Origin of the sequence: Tumebacillus amylolyticus, from assembly GCF_016722965.1 — a bacterium.
GTDB lineage: Bacteria > Bacillota > Bacilli > Tumebacillales > Tumebacillaceae > Tumebacillus > Tumebacillus amylolyticus.
Window position 1 is genome coordinate 1,364,285 of record NZ_JAEQNB010000001.1, and the last position, 23,322, is coordinate 1,387,606.

The following is a 23,322-nucleotide window of genomic DNA, read 5'->3' on the forward strand; positions in this document are numbered from 1 at the left end:
AGGACGGGTCTTCTCTGTGCTATGAACGACTCAAAAGGGTTTTGCGGACGGTAGGTTACGAAGCGATCGTGACGGAGACTGCGAGGCCACGAGCGTGAAGCTCTTGATGCAGCAGATCAATGAACTGCTTGTCAAGCTTCTGCTTGACGGCATTCGTGTAGGCCTCGAGAAGATATTCATCGTTTAGCAAATGCATATCGGTTCACCCCACAGTCTAGTCTCGTACTCTACCAACCCACGCGCGAGTGTTGGTTGTGATATGACTATAACATGAGAAACAGTACCGAACAAGCGTTCTACTTATCCACACAACCCTGTGTATAGCTTGTGGGTACGTTGTGGACACATTGTGGAAAAGGCTTCCTTTTGTACTCCCCCCTAGGTGGAATACTGGGCATAAACTTATCCACATTTTCCATGATTCGACTTCTTGCGCTGAAAAAAATATTTTTTCGACAAGAGAAAGACATAAAAACGCCCCCGTGTCACATCCTAAGAGAAGTAGAAACCTCCCCCAAGGAAGCGTTTTCGTGAGGCATTCCGAGAAAGTTTACCGGAATCCGTATAAATTGTGGAAAAAATGAATGAGAAACCATTCAGACGTATTCGACCGTCCAGACTAATTCCTGTATAATAGGCTTTATCGACATAATTCTGACAAGTAAGTTGCATATTTCATGCGTATACATCTGGAGGTGTCTCACAATGTCTGATATGAAAGCAAAAGCAGCAGCTGGTCTGCAAGACGTGGTGGCGGGCGAATCCTCGATCTGTTTGGTCGACGGAACCAAGGGCCGACTGGTCTACCACGGATACGACATTAACGATCTGGTGGGCAAGGCTTCTTTTGAAGAAGTCGTGTACCTGCTCTGGCACGGCAAATTGCCGAATCTTGCAGAACTGACCGAATTGGACGCAGAACTCAAGAAAAACCGCGAAATCCCGGCGGATATCATGGCGCTGATCCAAGGTCTGGTCAACTCCCCGGCAAACCCGACCGGCATGGAAATTCTCCGTACCGTCGCTTCGTTTGCAGGTGCAGTGGACGCTGACAAGTCCATGGAACGTGAAACCCACCTCAAACAATCGGCAAAGCTCGTCTCGCTCATGGCGTCTGCAACCGCTGCCATCGGCCGCCTCAAAGCCGGCAAGGAATACGTGGCACCGCGCAGCGACCTCGGACACGCGGCGAACTTCCTCTATATGCTCAACGGGGTTGAAGCGAATGAACTCTCCGTCGAAGCGTTCGACGTTGCTCTCATCTTGCACGCCGACCATGAATTCAACGCGTCGACCTTCACCGCGCGTTGCACCGTCGGCACTCTGTCGGACGTCTACTCCGGCGTTACTTCCGCGATCGGCGCCCTCAAAGGCCCGCTGCACGGTGGTGCGAACGAAGACGTTCTGCGCATGCTGATGAAAATCAACTCCGTCGAAGGAGCAGAGGCAGGCATCAAAGACCTGCTCGCAAACGGCGTAAAAGTCCCGGGCTTCGGTCACCGCGTGTACCGTTCCTACGACCCGCGCGGCCTCGTGCTCAAGAAGTACGCGAAGGACCTCACCGCGAAACAAGGTGAGACCAAGTGGTACGACATGACCGAGATCGCAGAGCGCGTCGTGCTTGAATACTTTGCAGGCAAAGGCAAAGACCTCAAGTACAACGTCGACCTCTACTCCGGTTCGCTCTACAACGCGATGGACATCCCGGTGGAACTGTTCACCCCGCTGTTCGTCATGTCCCGCGTCTCCGGTTGGACGGCGCACATCCTCGAACAGTACGCAAACAACCGCATCATCCGCCCGGTTGCCGATTATGTCGGTCCGGTCGACCTGCAATTCGTGCCGATCTCCGAGCGCGCGTAGGTGTAAAATCGAAAAAGGCTCCCGTCCAACGACGGGAGCCTTTTTTTCCCTCACGACCAGCGGCCGACGACAACGCGTTTGCGGGCGAAGCGGCCGCCGAACGTTTGCCCGATGATCCCAAGCACGACCAGCAAGGCCACGAAACCAAGAGTCAGCTCGTAGTCTTGGCGCAAGAAGACGATCAGCGGAAGAGAAGCGAGCGTGGCGAGAAACCATCCGAATGTAAAAGGTCGAGTGTTGACGCGCCACATTCCCAGTGGTATGTTGACCAAGAATGTAACCAAACTCATAAGTGCGACAGTGACAAGCATGACAAGCACCTCCTCCATTAATGCCTATGCTGAAAAAAAGGAAATGTTTCGTCATCTGCCGAATATGTAAGAGAAGGGTAAGAGAGAAAGGGGCGTCTACACGTGATCGTTCAACAGCTCAAATTGGAAGAACATAAGGTCATTACCATTGAACCGACGGCGAGCCTCAAGGAACTGCTCGAAGTTCTCGATCGCTGCGGGTATCAACATATCCCCGTCGTCCAAGACGGTGTATTCTACGGCATGGCGGGCTATAGTGAAGTGTACAAAGCTTTCTTTGAATCGACGCTGGAGAAGCAAGCGTTTTTGGCGGGCACCAAGGTGGAGAGCGTCACCATCAACAAGACCGCAACCATCCACGAAGAGGGCAACATGGAGGAGATCTTCAACAAGATCGACTACGTGCCGTTCCTCGCCGTGCTCGACGGGGAGAGCCACTTCAACGGCATGCTGCTGAAGTCCACCCTGTTCGACATGCTCCGCGACGCACTGGGCATGCACAAACCGGGCATCCGTCTGACCGTCTCCATGCCGGAGATGAAAGGCGTGCTCGGCAAGTTCTCCGAAGTCGTCAAGGACTACTCCAACATCTTCGGCATGCTCGTGCTCGATGACAACACCAACTTCGGCTACCGTCGCGTTTCGTTCAAAGTCGCTCCGGAAACCGACATCGAAGCGCTGACCGAAGACCTCAAACACATCGGGGTGCGCGTCTTCCACGTGACTCCGGTTGTCCAATCGCTCTAACAAACGTTCGGCTCTCATGAGAAAAGCGGCCCGCCTCTGTGCGGTGCCGCTTTTTTTACACAAACTGGGCGGTGTTTGCATATCCTATCCGCAGAAGAAGCACGAGGAGGGATGAGAATGCCGACAATCGTGATCGACCCCGGCCACGGTGGGATCGACCCCGGAACCGTGGGCAACGGATATCAGGAAAAAATGCTGGTTCTGCAAACGAGTTTGCTTTTGCGAGATGCACTGCGTCGTTGTGGATTTCAGGTCATCATGACCCGTGAATCCGACACGCTGCCGCTTGCAGGCGGCTCGATTGGAGATGACCTTGCATACCGGGCGCAACTTGCTAACAACAACAATGCCGACCTGTTCGTCTCGTGGCACGTAGACGCGGCGTCTTCATCTGACGTCAACGGTGTCGCGGTGTGGATTCATCCTTCAACACGGGGGACCCGCACGGACCAGTGGGCCCAGGCGATCGTCAACGGCATCGCCAACTCCACCGGCCAGAAGAACCGAGGCGTCTACCTCGGCGACTTCCAAGTCATTCGCGACACCAAGATGGATGCGGTGCTCGTCGAGTCCGGCTTCATCACGAACGCCGTGGAAGCGTCGAATCTCGCCGATACGAGCTTTCAGATGAAGGAAGCGGAGGGCGCGGCACGGGCGATTTGCGGGATTTTCAACATTCCGTACAACCAACCGGTTCCAACTCCGCAACCCAGCACCCCGACTCCCACGCCAACACCTACCCCCGCGCCGACACCTACACCGACTCCTACAAATCAAGAAGTCTGGCCGCAGTGGGCGGCAACCGCGATCCAGAACATGATCGACTGGGGGATAATGGTCGGGTTCCCTGATGGCACGTGGAAGCCGGACCAGCAAGTGACACGCGCCGAACTGGCAGTCGCTTTGGAGAAATTCTATGAGTTCATTCGCAGAGGAGGAGCAACCGGATGACAGATGCCTGGCTGCCGCTTGTCGATCAAGGGGTCGCCGTGTTGTTGCAAATTGCCGTCCTTGCCGCATTCATTCTGCTCAAGAACTTGAAATCTCGTCTGGAGTCCTACTATACCGCGCATACGTCGACGCAGGAACGGCAATTGTTAGCCCAGTTCGGACGCGAAGCGTTCGCGTTCGCCGAGACGGTTTACCGCGACTACGACGGCCCGGCCAAGATGAACGAAGCGATCAAGTACCTGCTCGACGCGGGCACGAAGTACGGGATGAAGGACATCCCGCTCACCGAAGCCCGCGCTGTCATCGAATCCGCGTGGCTCGATGACAAGCGCAAACAGACGTCCGCTTCGTAAAAAAAGCTCTCTCGTCCTCAGCGACGGGAGAGCTTTTTTCGTTGTACGGTCTGCCAAATCAAGAGGAGCAACAGCGCCAATACGACGCCGACCGAGTCCATGCCCACGTCGATGATATGTCCGGTGCGGTTGGGCACGAACGTCTGGTGCCACTCGTCGCTTGCGGCATAGAGCACGGCGGTCACCAGCGCCAATCCGTAGACGAATCCGCGAGTGAGCTTCGTCGACGCATAGGTCTGCCACAGCAAAAAAGCAAGAAGGAAGTATTCGGTGATATGGGCGCCCTTGCGGATGAAAAATTCCACGAAGCCGTAGGGCTTGAGATACGTCACGAGATCGCCGTCGTATGTAAACTGAACATGGGGCAAGAACCCTTGCAAGGTCTCTTCGGAGATCAAGGTGGTCAGCCACGGCTTGAGGTCTTGTTGGGAGTAGGCTTGCGCGGACTTCCAGAAGATCACGCCCATCCAGAGCAAACTCAGGAGCAGGAACAATCGAAATCGGATCGGTTTTTTCATCTTGGAGTTTTCTCACCTCTGATCCTTATTTTGGCAGAGGAAGAGCAAATGGACAAGACCCGGAGCGGGTCTTGTCCATTTTTTGTTGCTAGTGCAGTTCCGGGCGGCCCGGTTCGGAGATCTCGCTGAGCGCGAAGCCTGCTTCGTTCTCGTGGATGCCGACAACTGCCAAGTCGCCGATCGCGACGATGCCGACCAGACGATTGTCTTCCACGACCGGGAGACGGCGGACTTGGTTGTCTGCCATCAGTTTGGCCGCTTCTTGCGCCGTTTGTTCCGGAGATACGGTGACGACAGACGGAGACAAGCACTCGTTGATCTTCGTGCTGTTGATGTCCATGCCTTTGGCAACGGCACGAACGACGATGTCGCGGTCAGTGATGACGCCTTCCAGATGGTCCCCTTGGTTTGCAACCGGGATGATCCCAACGTCGAGGTCAGACATCATCTGCGCCGCTTCCTGCAGGGTGTGTTCACGCTTCAGGGTCTTTACCTCGGTGGTCATGAGTTCACGGATTTTCATCGAATCGCCTCCTCATGAAGTTTGGGGTCAAAAAAAAAGACTGCCGGGACCTTCATCCCAACAGCCTTTAGTATGCCAGTTTCCGAAGTCCTTATGCTTCTGCGGACGACGACTTCCCGTAGGCGACATACGCCCCCCACGCCCCCAAGAGGATGTGAATCAAATTCTCCGTCACTTCCAAGTGGATGAAGTTCAGATCCGGGAAGAAGAAGCCGATGATGCCAACGATCAAATACACCGGACCGATGATCTTGGCGAACAGCATCGCTGCTTTTTCGCTCTGGCCGGCGGCGATCCCCACGACCCCAAGCACGAGGTAGATGATGTTCTGTACCGTGTCGAACTGGATGAGGCCGAGGAGATCTGTCACAAAGAACCCGATGATACCGAGCAACAAGGCCAACCAACCTGCAATGCGGGCAAACGTCTTCGCCATTGTGAATCCCTCCTAAACGTGGATGATGGTCTTGCTACTACAGGGATATGTGCGGTTCTCCACAGCTAGACCTGTTCTAGAAATTCAGCCGGGGTCATATGAAAAAGTGATAGAAAGCAACGAGGGGGTCATCAACAGACATGAAGCGAGGAGACGGTGTGACGTTTCGACGCAAGCGTTTGGGACGGGTGTTGCTGTTCGCATACGAGTGGACGCAAAGCGCCGAGGACGTCGCGCTGGAGTTCGCTCGCACGGGCCGGAACGTGCATGTCATCACCTGCGTGCGTTCCCTTTCACAAAGTTGGCGGGGCATTGGTTCCCTGTATCTCCATCAAGTGGAACTCCCGGACCAGGAGCTCTTGACGCCGAGGCAAAGCGAGGCAGTTCTCAACATTTGGTTGGCCGCGATGGGGAGTCGGGTGCTGACCGCGTACGGCAGGTTTGAACTGTTGGTGGCACAGGACGAAGAAGTTGCAGAAGCGGTGGCCATGCTCGCCCAAAAGGCAAGTTTACCCATCTGCGTACCGTCCGAAGCGCTCCGACAGAGACTTTTGTCACCTATGGAGGTAAACGGATGAAAGCAGTCATTTTGGCCGGTGGGAAGGGCAGCAGACTCAGACCGCTCACCTGCAACAAACCGAAACCGATGGTGCCCTTGCTGGGGCGACCCTGCATGGCGTACACCCTCGATCTGCTGCGTCGAACGGGTATTCAAGACATTGGAGTCACGTTGCAGTACATGCCCGATTCGATTCGCAATTATTTTGGAGACGGGCACGAGCATGGCGTGCGGATGCGCTACTTCGAGGAGACTTCGCCGCTTGGCACGGCCGGTTCGGTCAAAAACGCCGCGGCGTTTCTCGACGAAACGTTCGTCGTCATCTCGGGAGATGCGCTGACCGATTTTCACTTGCTCGACGCGATTCGTTATCACAAGGAAAAAGGGTCGCTGGCGACGATCGTTCTCACCCGCGTGGAGACCCCGTTGGAGTATGGCGTCGCAATCACGGAGCCGGACGGTCGTATCGTGCGCTTTTTGGAAAAGCCGTCTTGGGGAGAAGTGTTCAGCGATACGGTGAACACCGGCATTTATATCTTCGAACGAGAGATTCTGGACTTTATCCCCGATTCCCAAGAGTTTGATTTCAGCAAAGACCTGTTCCCGCATCTGATGAACAACGGGCACGATCTGTACGGCTACGTGGCGGACGGGTATTGGTCGGATATCGGAAATTTGGCGCAGTACCGCCAGACGCAGTTTGATATGCTGGAAGGCCGCGTGCATGTAGACATCCACGGTCAGCGGGTCGCACCGCGCGTCTGGATCGGGCAAGGCGTGCGAATGGCAGACGACGTCGTGCTGGAAGAACCGTGCTACATCGGACGCGAGACGGTCATCGGAGAGGGCGTCACGATTGGACCGTACACGGTGATCGGCGAGGGCAACATCTTGCAAAGCGGAGCGTCGCTGAAGCGCACAGTGATCTGGAATCACAACTACGTCGGCGAAGGCGTCGAGCTGCGGGGTGCCACCCTCTGCTCGCAAACCTGCTTGGAGACGCATGCCGCCTGCTTCGAAGGCGCGGTGATCGGAGACGCTTGCTCCATCGGGGCCAAAGCGGTCGTCAAACCCCAAGTGAAGCTCTGGCCGAAAAAACGCGTGCAAGAGGGCGTAACTGCACACACCTCCCTGATCTGGGGCGAGAAATTGGAGAGACATCTGTTCGGGATGCTCGGCGTGCAGGGCATCTGCAACGTGGACATGACGCCCGATTTTGCAGGCAAATTGGCGTCCGCGTACGGGGCGGCTTTGCCGTTTGGCGCTCGCATTGCGATTTCTTGTGACGAAGACCCGTTCTCGTGCCTCATCAAGCGGGCGTTTGCCGCCGGGTTGCACAGTGCGGGCTTGCATACGGTCGATGGAGGCTCCGGCACGACTCCGATGTTGCGCTATGCCGTTCGGATGCGCGAAGTGCAGGGCGGGGTGCATGTGCGCCGGATCGGCGACCCGGGCGACGACCGGCTGCTGATCGAGTTCGTCGACGCGATGGGGTTGAACCTCGACAAAGGTCTGGAGCGCAAAATTGAGAATGCCTTCTACCAAGAGGACTTCCGGCGCGCCAACTCCCGGCATATCGGGCACGAGGAGCACTACAAGTACATACGGGAGGAGTACGTGGCCGATTTGCTTCGACAGGTCGACCGTGAAGCGATCCAACGCGAATCGTTCCGCATCGTGGTCCAATTCGATTCCCTGTCGCACAACGATGTCGTTTTGCAGATGCTCCGAGAGCTCGGGTGTACGGTGCAGGTCTTGGAGTCGGCGCTGTCGGCACAGGGCGAGTTGCAAGCCCTGGTTGCGGGCGGGCACTCTCATATCGGCGTGCGCCTGGGGAGCAACGGAGAGCGAATGGCGTTGGTGACGGAAAAAGGGACGATGATCGAAGACGATCTGCTGTTGGCTTTGCAAGTGCTCGTCCATTTCTCTTCCGGGCGAAACCAAGTCGCCGTGCCGGTGACGGCCCCGACGATCGTCGAATTGCTGGCCGAACAGTTTGGCGGCGCGGTCGTGCGCACGAAAGCCAACCCGCGTTCGCTGATGGAGCCGATGCAAGCGGAGCCCTTCCCGATGCTGTTCGACGCCCTCTACACCCTCGTCCGCGTGATGAGCGCCATGGCGAAAAGCGGTCTCGCCCTCTCCGAATTGCTCGACGGCATCCCGCACTTCCACATCTTGCGCTGTGAAGTGCCCTGCCCGTGGGAGGAGAAAGGCAAAGTGATGCGCCTCTTGATCGAAGAGACCAAGGGCGAAACGGTCGAACTGCTCGATGGAATCAAAGTGTTCACCGAAGGGGGCTGGACGCTGATCTTGCCCGACTCGGACGGTCCGATGTTCCAAGTCTACGCACAGGGCGTGACGAAGCAAAAAGCGGAAGAACTCGCCGATGCATTCGCCGTGAAGATTCGGGACTATCAGGTGTAGAAAAAGAAGCGTGTACCGCCTCAGGCGGCACACGCTTTTTTTATTTGACGTACGGCGGGAAGTTGGTGGTGATCGAACTCAGTTTGAGGATGGCGGTGCAGGCTTCGGCGAGCGTGATGTCGCCGGTCGGGCGGAATTCGTTCGCCGAGCCAGTCATCACGCCAAGCCCGGTCAAGATGGCAACCGAACCTTTCGCATACGATGCCACTTGCCCGCCGTCGCTGTAAGGCAGAGCGAAGATTTCGGTGTGCTTGGCGAGGTCTTGGTAGCCGAGGACGCGGGTGAGGATGGAGGCCGCTTCTTGGCGTGAGATCTTGTCGTCGGGACGGAACGTTTTGTCCTTGGCAATCCAGCCGAGGAACACGGCGGTCTCAATGGAGTTGAAGTACTTGGAATTCGTGGGCACGTCTTCGAACGTCGGCTTGTCGGTCGTGGAGAGTCCGACGCGGAAGTTGGTCAGCAAGCGGATGTACTCGGCACGGGAGATTTCGTTGTTCGGGTAGGCTTTGCCGTCTTGGATGTCGAGCAGGCCGCGATCCGCGAACTGGGTGAGCGCTTTTTCCGCCCAATGGTCTTTGATGTCGGTCGGTTGAGCGGACGGTTTGACTTGGCTGAGATCGGTGTCGATGTATTCGTTGGTGAGAGCATCGACGTACGGAATCGGGTAGTCATTGTCTTTGGGAGCCCAGACCAGCATCGGTTGGGTCGATTGCGTGCCGTCCGCCAAGATCGGGAAGTAGTAGGAGAGGCGGAGCGGGCGTTTTTGGATGTATGTGCTCGTCGCTTGTTCGAGCGTTATGGCTTTGGACGGGTCGGGGTAGTCCGTTTTGTCCGAAGTCAGCAACTCAAACGGCTGCCCGTAGAAGTTCGTCACGTTGCCGTCGCGGTCGAAGATGATCTGGAGACCGTACTGCGACGGGACTCCGTTTTTGAGATAGGTGAAGGAGACGCCGGTCGATTCGCCGTCGCTGCCTTTCATGGAGTTGGGCAGGGTGGCGGTCGTTACATAGGAGAACAGGCCCATGCGACCGGGGTAGAGTTTTTTCACGAGGTTCATCGCTTTTTGCGTGATGGCGTCTGAGGTCATCGCTGGTTCAGACGACGTTGAAGATACGCTGAACGTGTTGTAGGAGATCACTTCGCCTGTCAGTGCGTCGAGGAACACGTTGCCGGTGGGTTTTTTCGACCCGTTGGCGGAGACGGAGAAGCTCCAGGTTTTGTTGGTCGGGGAACTTTCTTGGTAGCTCGGGTCTTGAAGTTGATCCCCTTGGTGAAGCAGGCCGGACGAGAGGAGCAGGTCTTCAGCTTCCTCTTGGGTCAGCGGCGTGTTGCGCGGCGTCGGTGCCGTCGGGCCGTTTTCAACGATCGGTTTCTGGACGGTCGAGGTCGGTTTGCGTTCGTCCCCGTTGCGGTTGATTGCTTTGCCCGACTTGGCGTCAATCAAGTACGGGGTCAGGGGCTCCGGGAACATGAAGTTCTGCGAGAAGTCGGTGCCATAGACGAGGCTCATCGTCGGAGTGGCGGTGCGGTATTGCTGTTGATACATCAGTCGCAAGCCGAGCGCGTCTGCGTACGACTTGTTTGCGTCCGCCACCGAGACGGTGCCGTTCGGTTTCGGGAAGTCGGCGTTTGACCAATGAATTTCATAGGAGATGAGGTTGCCGTTCCCCGCCATGGTGAGGGAGATGCGGTCCCCGAGCACGTAGACGCCGTCGGCCGTTTTGCGCACGTAGGTGAAGTTGAAGGATTTGGACGCGCCCATCGAGTTGACCTCCGAGGTGGTCAGTTCTGCCTGTTTCAGTTCGTCGGGTGCGACTTGTGCGAGAAACGCTTCGCCTGCTTTCCGAGCTTGCTCCTGTGTAGCATCGCCCGCTTGCGGGTCCATTTTGTTATAAAAATTCATGCCGATCATCTGTCCGGTTTTGCCGTCGATGACGACGGAGTACGCCGTGTGGGTATTGGGATCAACGGGGGTGAATTCCAGTTGCCAGCGTGGTCCGTTCGCGTTGCCCCACTTGTCGGATGCGTTGGAACGGTATTCGAACGTGGAGAGTTTCCACGAATCTTGAGTCAGTTTCATCACGGTGCGCGCCGTCTCGACCGCTTGTTCCTTAGAAACGGCCGGAGCGGCGGCGTGAGTTGCCACTGTGGATTCTGCGTAGGCGGCCGGAAGTTTGCCGATCATCATCGGGCTGCCAAGCAACGTGCAAGCGAGCAGAGTGCAGGTCACTTTATGTAAGCGGTGTTTCCTAAACATGTACGAATAACCCCTCTCAGACAATAAAAAATGGACTCTTCTCTATGACATAGACGAGTCCAAATGGGAATTAGTTACACTTTTTTCTAAATAATTCAAAAGATGTGGAGACAATCAGAGAATGATCCCACGTTCCTTGAGGTTGTCGGTCAGTGCTTTTTTCATCTCTTGCAAGCAAACGTTGGCGCGTTGGAAGTCACCTTGCTTCTGGTAGAGGTCACCCAGCAGCGAGTAGGTTTCCGCCAGTTCGTTGAGCAGGTGGTGATGGGCGAACAGATCGCGGGCACGCTCCATGTTCAGGACGGCAAGTTCGAGATTGCCGCACTCTTCCTCTGCGATGGCAAGCGTCCGAAGGATCGGTGCCGTCTCTCGGGAATCGGCGACGAGACTTTCCAGAGCTTGCTGACAAGCTTCGCGGCAGAGATCGAATTGGCGCTCCTTGAGGTGCAGGCGTGCGATCTCCCCGTAGACGGTCGCCGCTTCGGTGAAATAGTTGTGACGGGCATACTCTTCGAGACAGTTGTTGAACAAGTTCATCGCTTCTTCGGTGCGACCTTCCTCACACTTGAGGATGCCGTAGTTGCGCTTGACGTCGATGGCGAGCTTCATGTTCTTGAGCGACTCGAAGATGGCGATGGCGTACTGCGAGTATTCCGCCGCTTTTTCAAATTCTTGAATTTTCTTATACGAGAGGCCAAGACCGAGATAGGTGAAGCCGATCTGTTCAAAGTGATTGCTCTTGGAGAGGAACTTGTAGGCGGTGTCGTAGTAGCTCAGCGCATCTTTGAACTCGCCGAGTTGATAGTGGATGGTGCCGAGGTTGGTGAGAATCTGCGATTGCAGGTACGGCTCACTGTGCGGCAATTCGTCAAACAGTTCGAACGCTTTGCGCCAATGATAGATCGCACGGTGGTACTTCTGACGTTTCTGCTCGATGACGCCGAGTTTGTTCAGGGCGGCGAGCAGGGCCGGGTAGTTGAACTTCTCCTTGGCAATCTCCAAGACTTCCTCAAACTCGACGATCGCCTGTTCATACTGGTTGAGGTTCATGTAACAGTCCCCGAGATCGGTCTTGACGTCGATCAAGTTGAGGTTGGGAGAGGGCTTCTCCAGCAAAGACTCAAGCAGTCCGGTTGCCCGCTCGTAATTGCGGGAAGACAGCAGGGCTTTTGCGACTTTGTGCGCAGATGTCTGCTCAAGTTGAGTCTGGATATCAGCCAAAAAGTGTTCCAACGGGGTCTCCAGCTTTTCAGCAATCGCTTCAAGGACTTTATAGGACGGGTTGGCTTTGTCTGACTCAATTTGCGAGATCATGCTGGGTGTAACCAAACCAGACCCGAGGTCGCTTTGGGTAAGTCCCTTGGCGACACGCAATTCACGAATTTTTTGACCGAGAGACATTAATATTCCTCCAAGTTTAGATGATTTCTAGACAACATTTTACTACTTTAGGGGAGGAGAATAAAGAGGTGATCAAGATTTTGTTCAAACTTTTTATAATGTAAGCTGAATAAGAGATTCAATGAAGCTTCAATTATGGTGGATAGTAATGAATGGTTATATTTGGTAAATTAAAAAAAGCCCGCTGTTACGGGCTTTTTTTGTAGAGAATGACGGTCAGGAGAGATGGAACCGTCGCCAAGCGGTGTTGTCGGCGCGTTGTCCATTACAAGTAAGTTCCGTGGAGATCAGGACGGTTTTGGCCCCGTGGAACAAGGTGCGCGGCAACGTGCAGAGAGCTTGATTGCCGTGTTTCGACCATGTGACACCGAGCGTTTGTAAGTGGTACTTATTTTGATCGCTCAGCTCAAGGAGTTCACCACGCTCCGGTATCCGTAAGTACAGCTTACATTCATCTTCGGGACGCAGGGTGTCGGCCGTTTGGATGGCGATCTGAACGGTGTCTGCATGCGCGGCCGCCAGCACTTCGCGGATATCGGCGGAGCGGGCGTGCAGCGGAGCTTTTTGGTCGCCGATGTCGTCGAGTTCGATTCGTTGCAACGTCCGTTGCGGGAACGTCGGAACCGAGTAGATAGAGAGGAGATCGTTGGTGCGCACGAACGACTCCAATAAATTTTTCATCATGTGAATCTGCGAGGTGTGCGCCAAGATCGCAGCATGTTTGTCCGTTTCGACTTGCTTGGAGAGCGGCAAGGACAACCACGCCACTCCGACGTCTGTCAGATGGGACGGGTGGGTCAGCGGGGCGTTCGGGCGGTACCGGCGCGGGTCGGGAAACTCGGGATAATGGATGAGATAATTCCACTCGCGCGGTTTGAGGTCGTCCGCCTCGGCCGTCAATGCGTATTGGGTAAAAGCCGAAGTTGCCCAATGATCGCGATGCACATCATGCGGGTCCGGGTAGAGCACATCGGTCGGGCGGTATTCGTCCAGCAGTTTGCGCAAGTCGTTTACAACGGAAAGCCCGCAATAGGGAGCGTGGGGGTGGTAGGCGTTCAGATAGGGGACGGCGCTCGAACCGTTCATCGCTTGAAAGGGTTTCGTCGGGTTCCAATACGTGAGCCACAGCCGATGCAGGCCGGCGTCCGGATAGCCGAGAAACGTCACATCTCGTTGGCTCAACCCCATGCGGGCCGCCGCTTGCAGTTCTTCTCGTTGACGAATTTCTCCCAAACGCCGCATGTCTGCTCCGTCGGGGTGTTTGATTCCGAATAATTGAGCGGCCGCCCCTCGGAATCCGTCTCCGTTGGTCATCACGACGATTCGGACTTGTCCGCCGCTGTTCTGTGTTTGGCGAATCATCGCCACGGCGGCCAGCGAGGCGTCGTCCGGATGAGGGGCGATCACGAGCAAACGCTTCGGCGGTGCTTGTTGCAAGACGTGGTTTGCGTCGGCCATGTTCCTCATGAGGTCTGCCGCTTGCGTGGTTTGCGGTGGAACCAGCAGCATTCCGCCGAGCAGCATCGTTGCCAAAAGTCCTGCGCGCCATCCCTTGCCTGCTTGCACAGTTCCATCCCTCCCACTCGTTTCGAATGTCGGTAGATCGTGTATCCATCAGTTTTTGAAAAAGCGCTCCCGCTTATTCCCGTACTAACAGAATGGCGACGCGGGGAGACTACCGAGAGGAGGTGAGGCATCTATGGCAGAGCAAAACGACAAGCAGGTAAGCGAACGCCGAGAGCGCAAATTGCGTTCTGTGGATGACAACGCCTTGAACGCACCGTGGCGCAATACGCCGCTAGACAACTGGAGCAAAGACACCGATCCGTCGATTCTGTCCGGTGATCAGTATGTCGACAATGACCATGACCTGGGCACGACACGCCGTGAGAACTTGGAGCGGTTGGCGGGTCAGCGCAATCCGGTCGCGGCTCCCTTCATGCATCCCACGCACGATACGTCGATGAACAACGGGGATGACGAACTGTATTACGGGGACTCCAACAACGTGAACAAGTAAGCAAAAAACAGCCACGTCGATCTCAGATCGCGTGGCTGTTTTTTTGTGCCGCTCATTTCTTTTTCTTCTTGGCGGTCCTGTCTTCGCGTTCCCACTTGCGCAGGTGCGGAGTCGGATCGAACGCCCATTCACGAGCCCCGGTGTCGCGGTACATCCCATAGTGCAAGTGCGGCGCAAACTTGCCGGACGTGCCCGGACGGCCGTATCCGGAGGAGCCTACATAGCCGATCACTTGGCCCGGTTTGACGAGCGACCCGCGCTTCATCCCTTTTTCAAATCCGCTGAGATGTGCATAGTAGTGATACACGTTGTTCAAGTCGCGAATCCCGATGCGCCATCCGCCAAATTTGTTCCAACCCGCGACTTCTACGACGCCGTATGCCGTGGACAGTACCGGCGTGCCGGTGTTGGCAAAAATATCGCAGCCTTCATGCGAACGACGGCCGCCCCAACCGCGGGCATCTCCCCATGTCGAGCGATACGAATAGTTGTAGCGCAAGGGGATGGGAAACGAGTTGCCTTTGATCTCAAGCGTGCCTTCCGATTGGAAGATGTGGGCGAATCCGGTGATGCGGTCGACGACCGTCCCGTCTTGGTAATAGTCCCAGAGCGCGCGGCGCACAGACTCTTCATCTGAACCGTCGCGTCCGAGAAACTTCGCCATCGTGAACAGTTCGTCGACCGGGTCGGTCCGGTCGGCTTTTTTGTCCCCGTTGCCGTCCAGTCCGATGCCGCCGAACAGTTTGATCGTCATCGGATTGTTGTCTTCCATCTGCGGGTTGACGGGGCCGCGCCATTTGTCGACGGGTACTTCGATTTTGATGGTCGAGGGGTTGGGATTCTGGCGGTTCTTCTGCCAATGAATACCCATCTCGTATTGATTGACGGCCGCGAGAAAGTACCACGGCACACGGGTTTGTTTCTCGACTTTGTACAGGACCGGCAATTCTTCTTGCGGCTGCGTCAGAACGGGCAGGTCCTCTCCTCCCTCAGCTGTGTCCGGCTGGGACGCTTTTGCCGGAAGGGGTGGGAGGAGGGCAAGCGTCAAGAACAGCGGCATCCACAACCGGCCTTTCAGCCATTGGTTCATCTGCACTCACCTCATCAGCTTGGAATCCCTCTGGGGATTGTTAGCGCTAGTGTGCCCGTCGCTTTCGTTGTCGTCCCAGAGAAAATGTGGAAGACGATCTCGCTAATTGTTAAGATTGTGTAAAAAGAGGTATTTTGTCGAAGTTGGGCTATTGTCAGATGTCCGGGGAACGATAATAATGGGTAAGGGTTCGTACATGGAATCCCTACATAACCTTTACAGTTTTCGTCTGGTAATCAATCTCGATCATCCAAGGAGGACCCTTGATATGCTGCGTTTGGGACCGAAGAACGACGTGTTTTTTGACTTGTTGGAGCAAGAAGTGGACAACCTGCAACGCGGAGCGAAGTTGTTTGTAGAATTGATGGAGAACTACACCAATGTGGAAGCTAAATTTGACGGCATCCAAGATATTGAACATAAAGGCGATGCGATCACCCGTCAGATCATGGAGAAATTGAACTCCACCTTCGTAACGCCGATCGAGCGCGAGGACATCTCGGCGCTGGCGTTTACGCTCGACGAGATTCTCGACATCATCACCGGGGTAGCCGACCGCTGCGTGCTGTACCGCATCGGCAAACCGACGCCGGAAATGATTGCGCTGTCCAAAGCGATGGAAGGCGCGAGCGACGAGTTGGTCAAATTGATCCACATGTTGCGCGAACTGAAGTACGACCGTATCCAAGAATCGGCGAAGCGCGTGAAGAAATGGGAGATGGAATCGGACCAGATCTACCGCCACGCGGTGGCACGCCTCCTGAACGACGAAACGCACTCCCCGATCTATGTGATCAAATGGAAGGAAATCTACGAGAAGCTCGAAGACGGCGTGGACTTCTGTGAGGACGTATCGAACTTGGTGGAAGGGGTCGTCTTGAAAAATGCATGACACCGGCATGTACCTGATCATCGCCGTGGTGGTCTTGGCACTGGGGTTTGACTACATCAACGGCTTCCACGACACAGCGAACGCAATCGCGACTTCGATTTCGACCAAAGCGATGAGCCCGAAAATCGCCATCTTGTTGGCTGCCTCGATGAACTTGCTTGGCGCACTGTCGTTTACGGGCGTCGCCAAAACGATCGGCAAAGGCATCGCGGACCCGGCGCAGCTCTCCAACGGCATGTGGATTGTCGTCGCTGCGATGGTGTCGGCGATCATCTGGAACTTGATCACATGGTGGTACGGAATTCCGTCCTCCTCGTCGCATGCCTTGATCGGTTCACTGACAGGTGCGGTTATCGCATCGGCCGGTTTTTCACAGATCAACTACGGCGGTTTCATTTCGATCTTGAAGTCATTGGTACTTTCTCCGATCATTGCTCTCGTGCTCGGTTTCATCATCATGCTGGCCTTTCTCTGGCTGTTCAAGAACTTTGCTCCGGCCAAGATGACGCGCAATTTCCGCGCGTTCCAAGTGCTCTCTGCTGCGTTCCAAGCCTATCTGCACGGAACCAACGACGCACAGAAAGCGATGGGGATCATCACGTTCGCTCTCGTGGCGGGCGGGTTCCAAGACACGATGGACATTCCGCTTTGGGTTAAGTTTGCGGCGGCAGCTGCGATGGCGCTCGGAACTGCTTCCGGCGGGATGCGCATCATTCGCACCGTCGGGCGGGGAATTATGAAGATGCAGCCGGTGAACGGTTTCGCAGCTGACGTGACGTCTGCGATCGTCATCGGCGGTGCCACGTACTTAAAACTGCCGGTTTCGACGACGCACGTCATTTCGTCGGCGATTATGGGCGTCGGCGCTGCCAAAGGGTTCAACAAAGTAAAGTGGGACGTAGCCGGGCGGATCGTTATGACTTGGATCATCACTCTGCCGCTTACCGCTGTGCTTGCAGCGCTCGTGTACTGGGTGCTCAGCATCTTTTTCTAGTAGGTGAAAAAACCTTCGTCATGGGACGGAGGTTTTTTTTGTTTTATCCTGCATACGGGGTGCATGAAAATCCCATACTAGGCTTTGTGTAGAAGTACAAAATGCGCTACATATTTGGAGGGACCAAGGACAACATGATGAACCAACAATTTGGCAATCAACAAATGGGCTCGCAATTCGCTCGTCCGCAGTTCAACAACTACAACCAAAGCTACAACCAAGGTCTGCAACAAGGCTATTCCCAACAACAAGTAGATCGCATCCATCAAGCTTCCCTGTATGGCGGCGCGCAACATCAAGACAACGGCCGCATCCACCAAGCTTCGATGATGAACGGCACCATGGCGAATCCGCAACTGAACAACTACAGCGGCTCCCAAGGGTATAGCAACCAACAAGGCTACAACACGATGATGAACCAAGGCTCCAACCAAGGTTTCAACCAAGCCTACAACCAAGGCGGCTTCCAACAAAGCGTTTCCCAGCAACAACTCGACCGCATCCACCAAGCGTCTCTGTACGGTGGCCAACCGTCCCAACCGGAAAACGCTTATGTAGAGCGCATCCATCAATCCACGATGCAAAACGGCACGATGGCTGCTCCGCAATTGAACAACTACAACCAAGGGTACAGCCAAAGCTTCAACCAAGGTCAAGGCTTCAACACCATGACCCAAGGTTACAACCAAGGCTACAGCCAAGGTCTGCAACAAGGCGTCTCCCAGCAACAACTCGACCGCATCCACCAAGCGTCTCTCTACAACGGCCAACCGTCCCAACCGGAAAACGCCTATGTTGAGCGCATCCATCAATCCACGATGCAAGGCGGCATGATGGCAAACCCGCAACTGAACAACTACAACACTCGCCAACAACAAGGCGGTTTCGGCGGCGGTTACGGCCAATCCACGATGATGATGAGCGGCGGCGGCACGTTCAACCAAGTGATGAACGCAGACGCAGGCATTCGTGACGCTCAAGGTCGCACCGATGTGTACCCGCAAGCGATGTACACCGGCAGCAACCAATACGACACCGTCAACCAAAACGTCATGAACCAAATGACTTCCCAAATGAACGGCCGGCAGTTCTAATCAAACGGTGGACCGTATAAAAAGTGACGCGCAGGGAATTTTCCCTGCGTGTCACTTTTTTTTGTTCGTAAACAGGAAAATCACCAACACAAATCGAACTTAACTCTTATACAACTTAGAGTTTCGGAAGGGGACCTTCAACATGAACCTGCTTAAACAGTATGCGGAGGAGTTGGATCTCTACGTACGCACCGACAGTTTCCCGTTAGGCGTCAAAGTCTTCCAAGACGATGCGGCGATTCCGGCCAAAGTGAAACGGCCGTTGCGTGACTTGGGGAATCGCATCACGATCTGCCAAGGGATTTCCATGGCGAGACGGTACGGTTGGACGATCGCAATGAGCGCCGAGGACTTGTCCTGTCCCATTGCGTTGACCGCGTTCGGCTTTGAACCGGTATTGCCGTACTACGAAGAGGGCGCCCTCGCTTGCGGCATGTACGTTGATACGCCGGAAGCAGGTCGGCTCACGGAAGCCGATGTGCCGAAGTTCACCGCAGAGGAGAGCGGCACGATCGTCGTGGGACCGCTCGGCCGTTTGCCGTTTGAACCGGATACGGTGCTGGTGTACGGCAATTCGGCGCAAGTGATGCGTCTGGTCGCAGCGGCGCAATACAAGCGCGGAGGTTCGATCCCGTCGACATTCTCGGCACGGGCCGATTGTGCAGACATCGTGATCAAAACCCAACAGACCGGCGAGCCGCAAGTGATCTTGCCCTGCTACGGAGATCGTTTGTTTGGACAGACCCAAGACCACGAGATGGCGTTCACAATGCCGTTCGCGCGCATGGCGGAGCTATCGGAGGGTTTGCTTGGCACGCACAAGGGCGGCATTCGCTACCCGATTCCGCACTTCCTGCGCTACGAAGCGGAGTTCCCGGCCACCTACGAGAAACTGATGGAGCTGTTTCAAGAACAAACACCGAAAGGGTGACTTTGTATGAATCAGACGAAGGTGCACGTCGAAGGCATCCTGCTCACCGACCCATTTCCGTATAACAGCTTTGAAGAAAAACGGGAGATCTACCTCGCGAAGTTCTGTCCGCATGAGCCGTTGCAGGTGTTGGAAGGCAACCACGTGCAAGAGCTGTTTCTCCACCTCGGGCTGACTGTGCCGGAAGGGTTGGCCGAAGGTCAATCGGTTACGGCGGTCGGCGTGTTGACCGAACGCAAGATGGTGACTCGCTCCGGCAAAGTCAGTCGAGGCGGAGTGTTTCAGATCATCGTCGAGGAGCTCCTACAAGCGAAAACGGAGTAGGAGGAGAAGTAGAATGAAATTTGAAGCAAATGCAAAGTCTCTGTTGGATGATCTGGTGGCCCCGTTCCCGTTCTTGATGCGACCGCTTGCCAAGAAAATGATCGAAGGCAAAGTCGTGGAAGAAGCGAAAAAAGCAGGTCACGAACAAGCGCAAATCGATGACGTGGTGCGAGGTTACATCATCGTCGGTCTCTCCCGCGGCAACGAGCCGGAGAAGATCAAATCTTCGCTCAACGGGAAAATCGAGGACGTTTCGAAGTTCGACGACCTCTTCGTGCAAGCGTAATTTCATAGGTTCTGACAAAGAGCACAGCCGGAATCGGTTTGTGCTCTTTTTTTTCTGGACGAGATTGGGTACACTAAGAGAGAAACCTAGCATCCAGGAGGAAAGACAACGTGGAATATACGAAAACTTCAAAGGAACTGCTCGACGAACTTCTCAGCCCGATCCCGTTCATGGTACGCCCGATGGCGAAGAAGATGATCGAGAAACAAATTTTCGCGGAAGCTCAAAAAGCGAACCACAGTACGGTGGAGGACGAAGACGTCCTTCGCGGCTACATCATCGCCGGTGCCAAGAAGGAAGCAGACCGCGACCGTATGAAAAAATTCCTGACCGACAAAGGATACGACCTCGCGCAATACGAGGAACTGTTCTCCGTCGAAGCATAACCGAAAAAAGAGCACGTCCGTTTCGTACAAACGGCGTGCTCTTTTTTGTCAGCGGGCATCGATGTTCCAATACGGGTTGCCGTTGAAGGAGAACCCGCGCACTTGCACGAAGCGGGAGTCGAAGCCGGGGCGCACGAGGATGAAACCTCGGCTGTGCGAAACATCGAGGCGTTCCTTTTTGCCATCGCGGTAGTTGACTTCAATCGTTTCAATAAACGGGTTGTAGACACGCCCGGCCAGCACGCCGTATCCGTTGTTGATGCCGCTGTTGGGCGGGATGGCGCGGACGACGACGAGGTCTTGCGCCGGATCGGTGACGGTCAGCGGCCAATGCGCTTGGTAGAGGTGGACGGAGCCGTTTGCCCGGCGTCCGGCGAAGGCGAGGCCGTCGTTGTTCGGAATGGAGTAGAGAACATAAGTGCCAAGCGGCGTGTCTTTGGTGTCGAGGATGCGGAAGTCTTTTTGAGAGGCTGTTGGCACCGAGAGGGTGCGGAACAACTCCACTTCGAAAGTTTTCAGGTCGTTTTGGCGCAAAGGGGACGTGACACCCTCGTTTTGGACTTCTTGGATCTTGGCTCCCTCGTGAACGTCGTTTTGTTTGCCGCAACCGGACAGTGTGACGGCCGCGGTGAGCAGGGCGGCGAACAAGAGCCGTGAGAGTTGTGCGAACTTCATGACATCCCTCCTCCTTTTGAGGATAGTGTGCCCGCTTTGCGTAGAGTAAACCGTATGCGAAACGGGAAGAATTCGAAGGAGAGGATTCGTGAATAGAGGGATCGCGTATGAAATGGATCGTCATACCTTTGGTGAACCTGGCAGCTTGGTATGTATTTCAACGCATGAAAAAAACACTGCCGATGCTGGAGAATCTCGTTGCGTTTTTTATCTCGGGATTTCTCTGCCAAATTTGTTTGGTCATCGCGATGGTCAATTTAAAATGGATCATCACAAGTCAATCGAAATTCTTGCAACTGCTGATGACGCTCGACAGCGTTTTGGTGTTTCCGTTTCTGGTCTTGATTTGGTTAAACAAAATGCTGTGGGTACCGCGACGCGCCAAGTGGTTGTATGTTCTCGCCGCGGTGGTGAGCATTCTCGCCGTTGAATCTCTTGAAGTATGGGCGTCGCTGTATTCGTTTCGAAGTGTATTTGTGCAATGGTTGTTCAACCTGTCTTGGATTGTGGTGGTGGGCGGGACTTGGGTGGTGTGGAAATTCTATCGCAGGTTCGCCATGCGAGGTGTTCAGACATGAACGTGAATGTGCCGTGGAAGTTTGACGGGAATGATTGGTTTCTGGTCATTTCGATGGGCGTGTTGTTGCTCGTGATCTTGATGTTGCCCAAGCGATTTCCCGCTGCGTTGTGGATTCCGTTGGTGATGTACTCGGGTTTGCTTGCTCAAACTTCAGATATGGTTCTCGCAGGCGTTTACGATGTGTACGATTTTCTCGACTCGCAGGCGTTGGAACCGACCTATGCCGTGGCGCAATTCGTGCTGTATCCGGAGATGGCGTTGCTGTACTGCTACTTCTACGAGAAGTGGCATGTGCGGGGCTGGAAATTAGGTCTGTACATTCTCGTGTGGGTGGGGTTCTCGACCTGGTATGAGTGGCTGTCGGTGCAGTTCCATGTGCTCCATTACAAAGGTTGGATACTCTTGTACTCCGTGCCGGTGTATCTGCTGGTCTTCCTTTCCTTGATTTTCATGTACAACTGGGTGTCGCGACTGTATGAAAAAAGAGACATGCCCCCCGGGTGAGGGACAGGTCTCTTTTTTACGTGCGTTTGAATGACTTTTACTGCATAATTACTACAGAGAGAAAAAACACGTTATATCAAGTAGGGGGCTCCTATGTACAACCATCCTCAGCGGAGTAGTTCTGAACTTTCACAAGTTGAAAAGCGGGAGAGCGGTCGTTCCTCATATGGTGGGAACACTTCAATGTCTGCTGTTTTGGCGATGCAAAAAAAGATCGGCAATCAAGCCACCGCTCGATTGTTGCAGAGAAAACAAGCCCTGCAAACCAAAGGTCCGATCCAGAGGATGGCAGACAAAGACTTTACGAAACAATTCGGGGCTTCCATGGGGATCAAAAGCAACAAGCTCGTCTATGTCGAGGTCATGCTGTTCAACAAATGGTTGAAGGGTGTGATTCGAGACATCACCGATCAAGATGTCGCCGAGTTCATTGCAGACGACTCGTTTACCAATGACGTCTTAGCAGACTATATAAACCAATACAAGGAATTCAAAGAGCTCGTGGGACCGGAGGAAGCAAGCAACAAACTAGCGGACGTTCCGGTACCGCAAGGCATGTTCTTGGTGGCGAGCCAATCAGAATTAGAAGCCGGGTTGTATACAGACGGAGTTTCTCCCTGTGTGGCGGTCGGATTTCAAATCAAAATCAACGATGAAGAGGAGGACGTGCTGGCGTTGGGGCATTTCGACAGTTTCACGGCCCCGAGTCAGTTGGCCGTGATGTACAACGCTGCTTTACAAAAAGCGGGTCGAACGATCCAGCAAGTCGCTCATGTCACGATCAGTTTGTCGGGGGGCGTCAACACACCGAAGGGCAAAGACAAAAAAGAACTGAACGGACCCGAGCTGTTCAAGCAATTGGTGGATGTTGCGGAAGGTTTAAAAGCGGATGCATCCGACAAAATCGAGGTCATCAAACGACGTTCGGTCGACAACAAGGAAGTGGCGGTACGAATCGATTCAGAAAAAGGGATGAAACGGTATGCCAAATCTCTCGTTGACCCTACGCAATCTGAAGAACTTGCCAAGAATCCTCAAGCGTTAAAAGCATCCAAGTTTATGCTTCAAAACGCACAATCCCTGACGAACGACGACGGGCAGGCCGACCAGTTTGGGCTTGATTATAAGAAACAGGTTCAAGATTCGGTAGCGAAGGCGGATGAATCGTTGGACGAATAAAACAAGGCAAACACCGTGAGGTGC

27 protein-coding genes are annotated in these 23,322 nt (G+C 54.6%); 17 read left to right on the forward strand and 10 right to left on the reverse strand.

All coding sequences use genetic code 11. From position 1 onward, the window contains the following. Positions 1-55 precede the first annotated feature (55 nt). Positions 56-196, reverse strand: coding sequence for a sporulation histidine kinase inhibitor Sda (sda, locus tag JJB07_RS24195; RefSeq protein WP_201632366.1), 141 nt, complete (start codon positions 194-196; stop codon positions 56-58). Positions 197-705: 509 nt separating this feature from the next. On the opposite strand from sda, the gene JJB07_RS06385 reads away from it, so the two are divergent. Next, positions 706-1,863: a citrate/2-methylcitrate synthase gene (locus JJB07_RS06385; protein WP_236587626.1), complete on the forward strand. Its 1,158-nt coding sequence runs from the start codon at positions 706-708 to the stop codon at positions 1,861-1,863. A gap of 50 nt (positions 1,864-1,913) precedes the next feature. Here JJB07_RS06385 and JJB07_RS06390 read toward each other — a convergent pair whose 3' ends face one another. Further along, positions 1,914-2,174, reverse strand: coding sequence for a hypothetical protein (locus JJB07_RS06390; RefSeq protein ID WP_201632369.1), 261 nt, complete (start codon positions 2,172-2,174; stop codon positions 1,914-1,916). A gap of 102 nt (positions 2,175-2,276) precedes the next feature. Between JJB07_RS06390 and JJB07_RS06395 the strand changes: the two genes are divergently transcribed. The 3 genes from JJB07_RS06395 to JJB07_RS06405 all read left to right on the forward strand — a co-directional run bounded on the left by JJB07_RS06395 (position 2,277) and on the right by JJB07_RS06405 (position 4,225). Further along, entirely contained in the window at positions 2,277-2,921 is a 645-nt protein-coding gene (locus tag JJB07_RS06395) for a CBS domain-containing protein (RefSeq protein WP_201632371.1), read from the forward strand. A gap of 117 nt (positions 2,922-3,038) precedes the next feature. Beyond that, positions 3,039-3,872 carry an N-acetylmuramoyl-L-alanine amidase gene (locus JJB07_RS06400; RefSeq protein ID WP_201632373.1) on the forward strand — a complete coding sequence of 278 codons (834 nt, stop codon included), beginning with the start codon at positions 3,039-3,041 and terminating at the stop codon, positions 3,870-3,872. Then, complete coding sequence (locus JJB07_RS06405; RefSeq protein WP_201632375.1) at positions 3,869-4,225, forward strand: phage holin, LLH family; 357 nt, start codon at positions 3,869-3,871, stop codon at positions 4,223-4,225. Before JJB07_RS06400 ends, JJB07_RS06405 begins: the two co-directional genes overlap by 4 nt. A gap of 17 nt (positions 4,226-4,242) precedes the next feature. Here JJB07_RS06405 and JJB07_RS06410 read toward each other — a convergent pair whose 3' ends face one another. The 3 genes from JJB07_RS06410 to JJB07_RS06420 form a co-directional block, all read right to left on the reverse strand. Then, entirely contained in the window at positions 4,243-4,743 is a 501-nt protein-coding gene (locus tag JJB07_RS06410; protein ID WP_201632376.1) for a VanZ family protein, read from the reverse strand. Between the two features lie 88 nt (positions 4,744-4,831). After that, complete coding sequence (locus tag JJB07_RS06415) at positions 4,832-5,266, reverse strand: CBS domain-containing protein (RefSeq protein WP_201632378.1); 435 nt, start codon at positions 5,264-5,266, stop codon at positions 4,832-4,834. A gap of 91 nt (positions 5,267-5,357) precedes the next feature. Next, a complete protein-coding gene (locus tag JJB07_RS06420; protein ID WP_201632380.1) occupies positions 5,358-5,702 on the reverse strand; it encodes a DUF4383 domain-containing protein in 345 nt (114 codons plus the stop codon). Positions 5,703-5,842: 140 nt separating this feature from the next. On the opposite strand from JJB07_RS06420, the gene JJB07_RS06425 reads away from it, so the two are divergent. Continuing rightward, positions 5,843-6,280 (forward strand): hypothetical protein, encoded by a 438-nt coding sequence (locus tag JJB07_RS06425; protein ID WP_201632382.1) that lies wholly within the window; start codon positions 5,843-5,845, stop codon positions 6,278-6,280. Then, complete coding sequence (locus JJB07_RS06430; protein WP_201632384.1) at positions 6,277-8,685, forward strand: sugar phosphate nucleotidyltransferase; 2,409 nt, start codon at positions 6,277-6,279, stop codon at positions 8,683-8,685. Before JJB07_RS06425 ends, JJB07_RS06430 begins: the two co-directional genes overlap by 4 nt. Positions 8,686-8,725: 40 nt before the next feature. Here the strand turns inward: JJB07_RS06430 and JJB07_RS06435 are convergent, their stop codons facing one another. The 3 genes from JJB07_RS06435 to JJB07_RS06445 form a co-directional block, all read right to left on the reverse strand. After that, positions 8,726-10,942 carry an S-layer homology domain-containing protein gene (locus JJB07_RS06435; protein ID WP_201632388.1) on the reverse strand — a complete coding sequence of 739 codons (2,217 nt, stop codon included), beginning with the start codon at positions 10,940-10,942 and terminating at the stop codon, positions 8,726-8,728. 114 nt (positions 10,943-11,056) lie between these two features. After that, positions 11,057-12,343 carry a helix-turn-helix domain-containing protein gene (locus tag JJB07_RS06440; protein ID WP_201632392.1) on the reverse strand — a complete coding sequence of 429 codons (1,287 nt, stop codon included), beginning with the start codon at positions 12,341-12,343 and terminating at the stop codon, positions 11,057-11,059. Positions 12,344-12,559: 216 nt separating this feature from the next. Then, the gene (locus tag JJB07_RS06445) at positions 12,560-13,909 is read right to left on the reverse strand and encodes a PIG-L family deacetylase (protein ID WP_201632395.1); all 1,350 of its coding nucleotides are present in this window, start codon (positions 13,907-13,909) and stop codon (positions 12,560-12,562) included. A gap of 133 nt (positions 13,910-14,042) precedes the next feature. Between JJB07_RS06445 and JJB07_RS06450 the strand changes: the two genes are divergently transcribed. Next, the gene (locus JJB07_RS06450) at positions 14,043-14,363 is read left to right on the forward strand and encodes a DUF3905 domain-containing protein (protein ID WP_201632398.1); all 321 of its coding nucleotides are present in this window, start codon (positions 14,043-14,045) and stop codon (positions 14,361-14,363) included. A 52-nt stretch (positions 14,364-14,415) separates the two neighbouring features. On the opposite strand, the gene JJB07_RS06455 is transcribed toward JJB07_RS06450, so the two are convergent. Then, positions 14,416-15,453: a M23 family metallopeptidase gene (locus tag JJB07_RS06455; protein ID WP_201632401.1), complete on the reverse strand. Its 1,038-nt coding sequence runs from the start codon at positions 15,451-15,453 to the stop codon at positions 14,416-14,418. Positions 15,454-15,721: 268 nt separating this feature from the next. Here JJB07_RS06455 and JJB07_RS06460 point away from each other — a divergent pair, with 268 nt between their 5' ends. The 7 genes from JJB07_RS06460 to JJB07_RS06490 all read left to right on the forward strand — a co-directional run bounded on the left by JJB07_RS06460 (position 15,722) and on the right by JJB07_RS06490 (position 20,360). Further along, entirely contained in the window at positions 15,722-16,345 is a 624-nt protein-coding gene (locus JJB07_RS06460) for a DUF47 domain-containing protein (protein WP_201632403.1), read from the forward strand. Further along, the gene (locus JJB07_RS06465) at positions 16,338-17,339 is read left to right on the forward strand and encodes an inorganic phosphate transporter (RefSeq protein ID WP_236587627.1); all 1,002 of its coding nucleotides are present in this window, start codon (positions 16,338-16,340) and stop codon (positions 17,337-17,339) included. The genes JJB07_RS06460 and JJB07_RS06465 overlap by 8 nt, the downstream gene beginning before the upstream one ends. A 134-nt stretch (positions 17,340-17,473) precedes the next feature. After that, positions 17,474-18,433 (forward strand): FliH/SctL family protein, encoded by a 960-nt coding sequence (locus tag JJB07_RS06470; protein ID WP_201632406.1) that lies wholly within the window; start codon positions 17,474-17,476, stop codon positions 18,431-18,433. Between the two features lie 142 nt (positions 18,434-18,575). Continuing rightward, entirely contained in the window at positions 18,576-19,364 is a 789-nt protein-coding gene (locus JJB07_RS06475; protein WP_201632409.1) for a DUF169 domain-containing protein, read from the forward strand. A 6-nt stretch (positions 19,365-19,370) separates the two neighbouring features. Continuing rightward, a complete protein-coding gene (locus JJB07_RS06480; RefSeq protein WP_201632412.1) occupies positions 19,371-19,688 on the forward strand; it encodes a hypothetical protein in 318 nt (105 codons plus the stop codon). A 13-nt stretch (positions 19,689-19,701) separates the two neighbouring features. After that, positions 19,702-19,974, forward strand: a complete 273-nt coding sequence (locus JJB07_RS06485; protein ID WP_201632415.1) for a DUF2621 family protein — start codon at positions 19,702-19,704, stop codon at positions 19,972-19,974. Positions 19,975-20,084: 110 nt separating this feature from the next. Beyond that, the gene (locus JJB07_RS06490) at positions 20,085-20,360 is read left to right on the forward strand and encodes a DUF2621 family protein (protein ID WP_201632418.1); all 276 of its coding nucleotides are present in this window, start codon (positions 20,085-20,087) and stop codon (positions 20,358-20,360) included. A 48-nt stretch (positions 20,361-20,408) separates the two neighbouring features. On the opposite strand, the gene JJB07_RS06495 is transcribed toward JJB07_RS06490, so the two are convergent. Continuing rightward, the gene (locus tag JJB07_RS06495) at positions 20,409-21,035 is read right to left on the reverse strand and encodes a hypothetical protein (RefSeq protein ID WP_201632421.1); all 627 of its coding nucleotides are present in this window, start codon (positions 21,033-21,035) and stop codon (positions 20,409-20,411) included. A gap of 107 nt (positions 21,036-21,142) precedes the next feature. Here JJB07_RS06495 and JJB07_RS06500 point away from each other — a divergent pair, with 107 nt between their 5' ends. The 3 genes from JJB07_RS06500 (at position 21,143) to JJB07_RS06510 (ending at position 23,298) form a co-directional block, all read left to right on the forward strand. Next, a complete protein-coding gene (locus tag JJB07_RS06500; RefSeq protein ID WP_201632424.1) occupies positions 21,143-21,613 on the forward strand; it encodes a hypothetical protein in 471 nt (156 codons plus the stop codon). After that, positions 21,610-22,119 (forward strand): hypothetical protein, encoded by a 510-nt coding sequence (locus JJB07_RS06505; protein WP_201632427.1) that lies wholly within the window; start codon positions 21,610-21,612, stop codon positions 22,117-22,119. The genes JJB07_RS06500 and JJB07_RS06505 overlap by 4 nt, the downstream gene beginning before the upstream one ends. Positions 22,120-22,302: 183 nt before the next feature. After that, entirely contained in the window at positions 22,303-23,298 is a 996-nt protein-coding gene (locus tag JJB07_RS06510; RefSeq protein ID WP_201632430.1) for a hypothetical protein, read from the forward strand. The last annotated feature ends 24 nt before the right edge of the window (positions 23,299-23,322 follow it).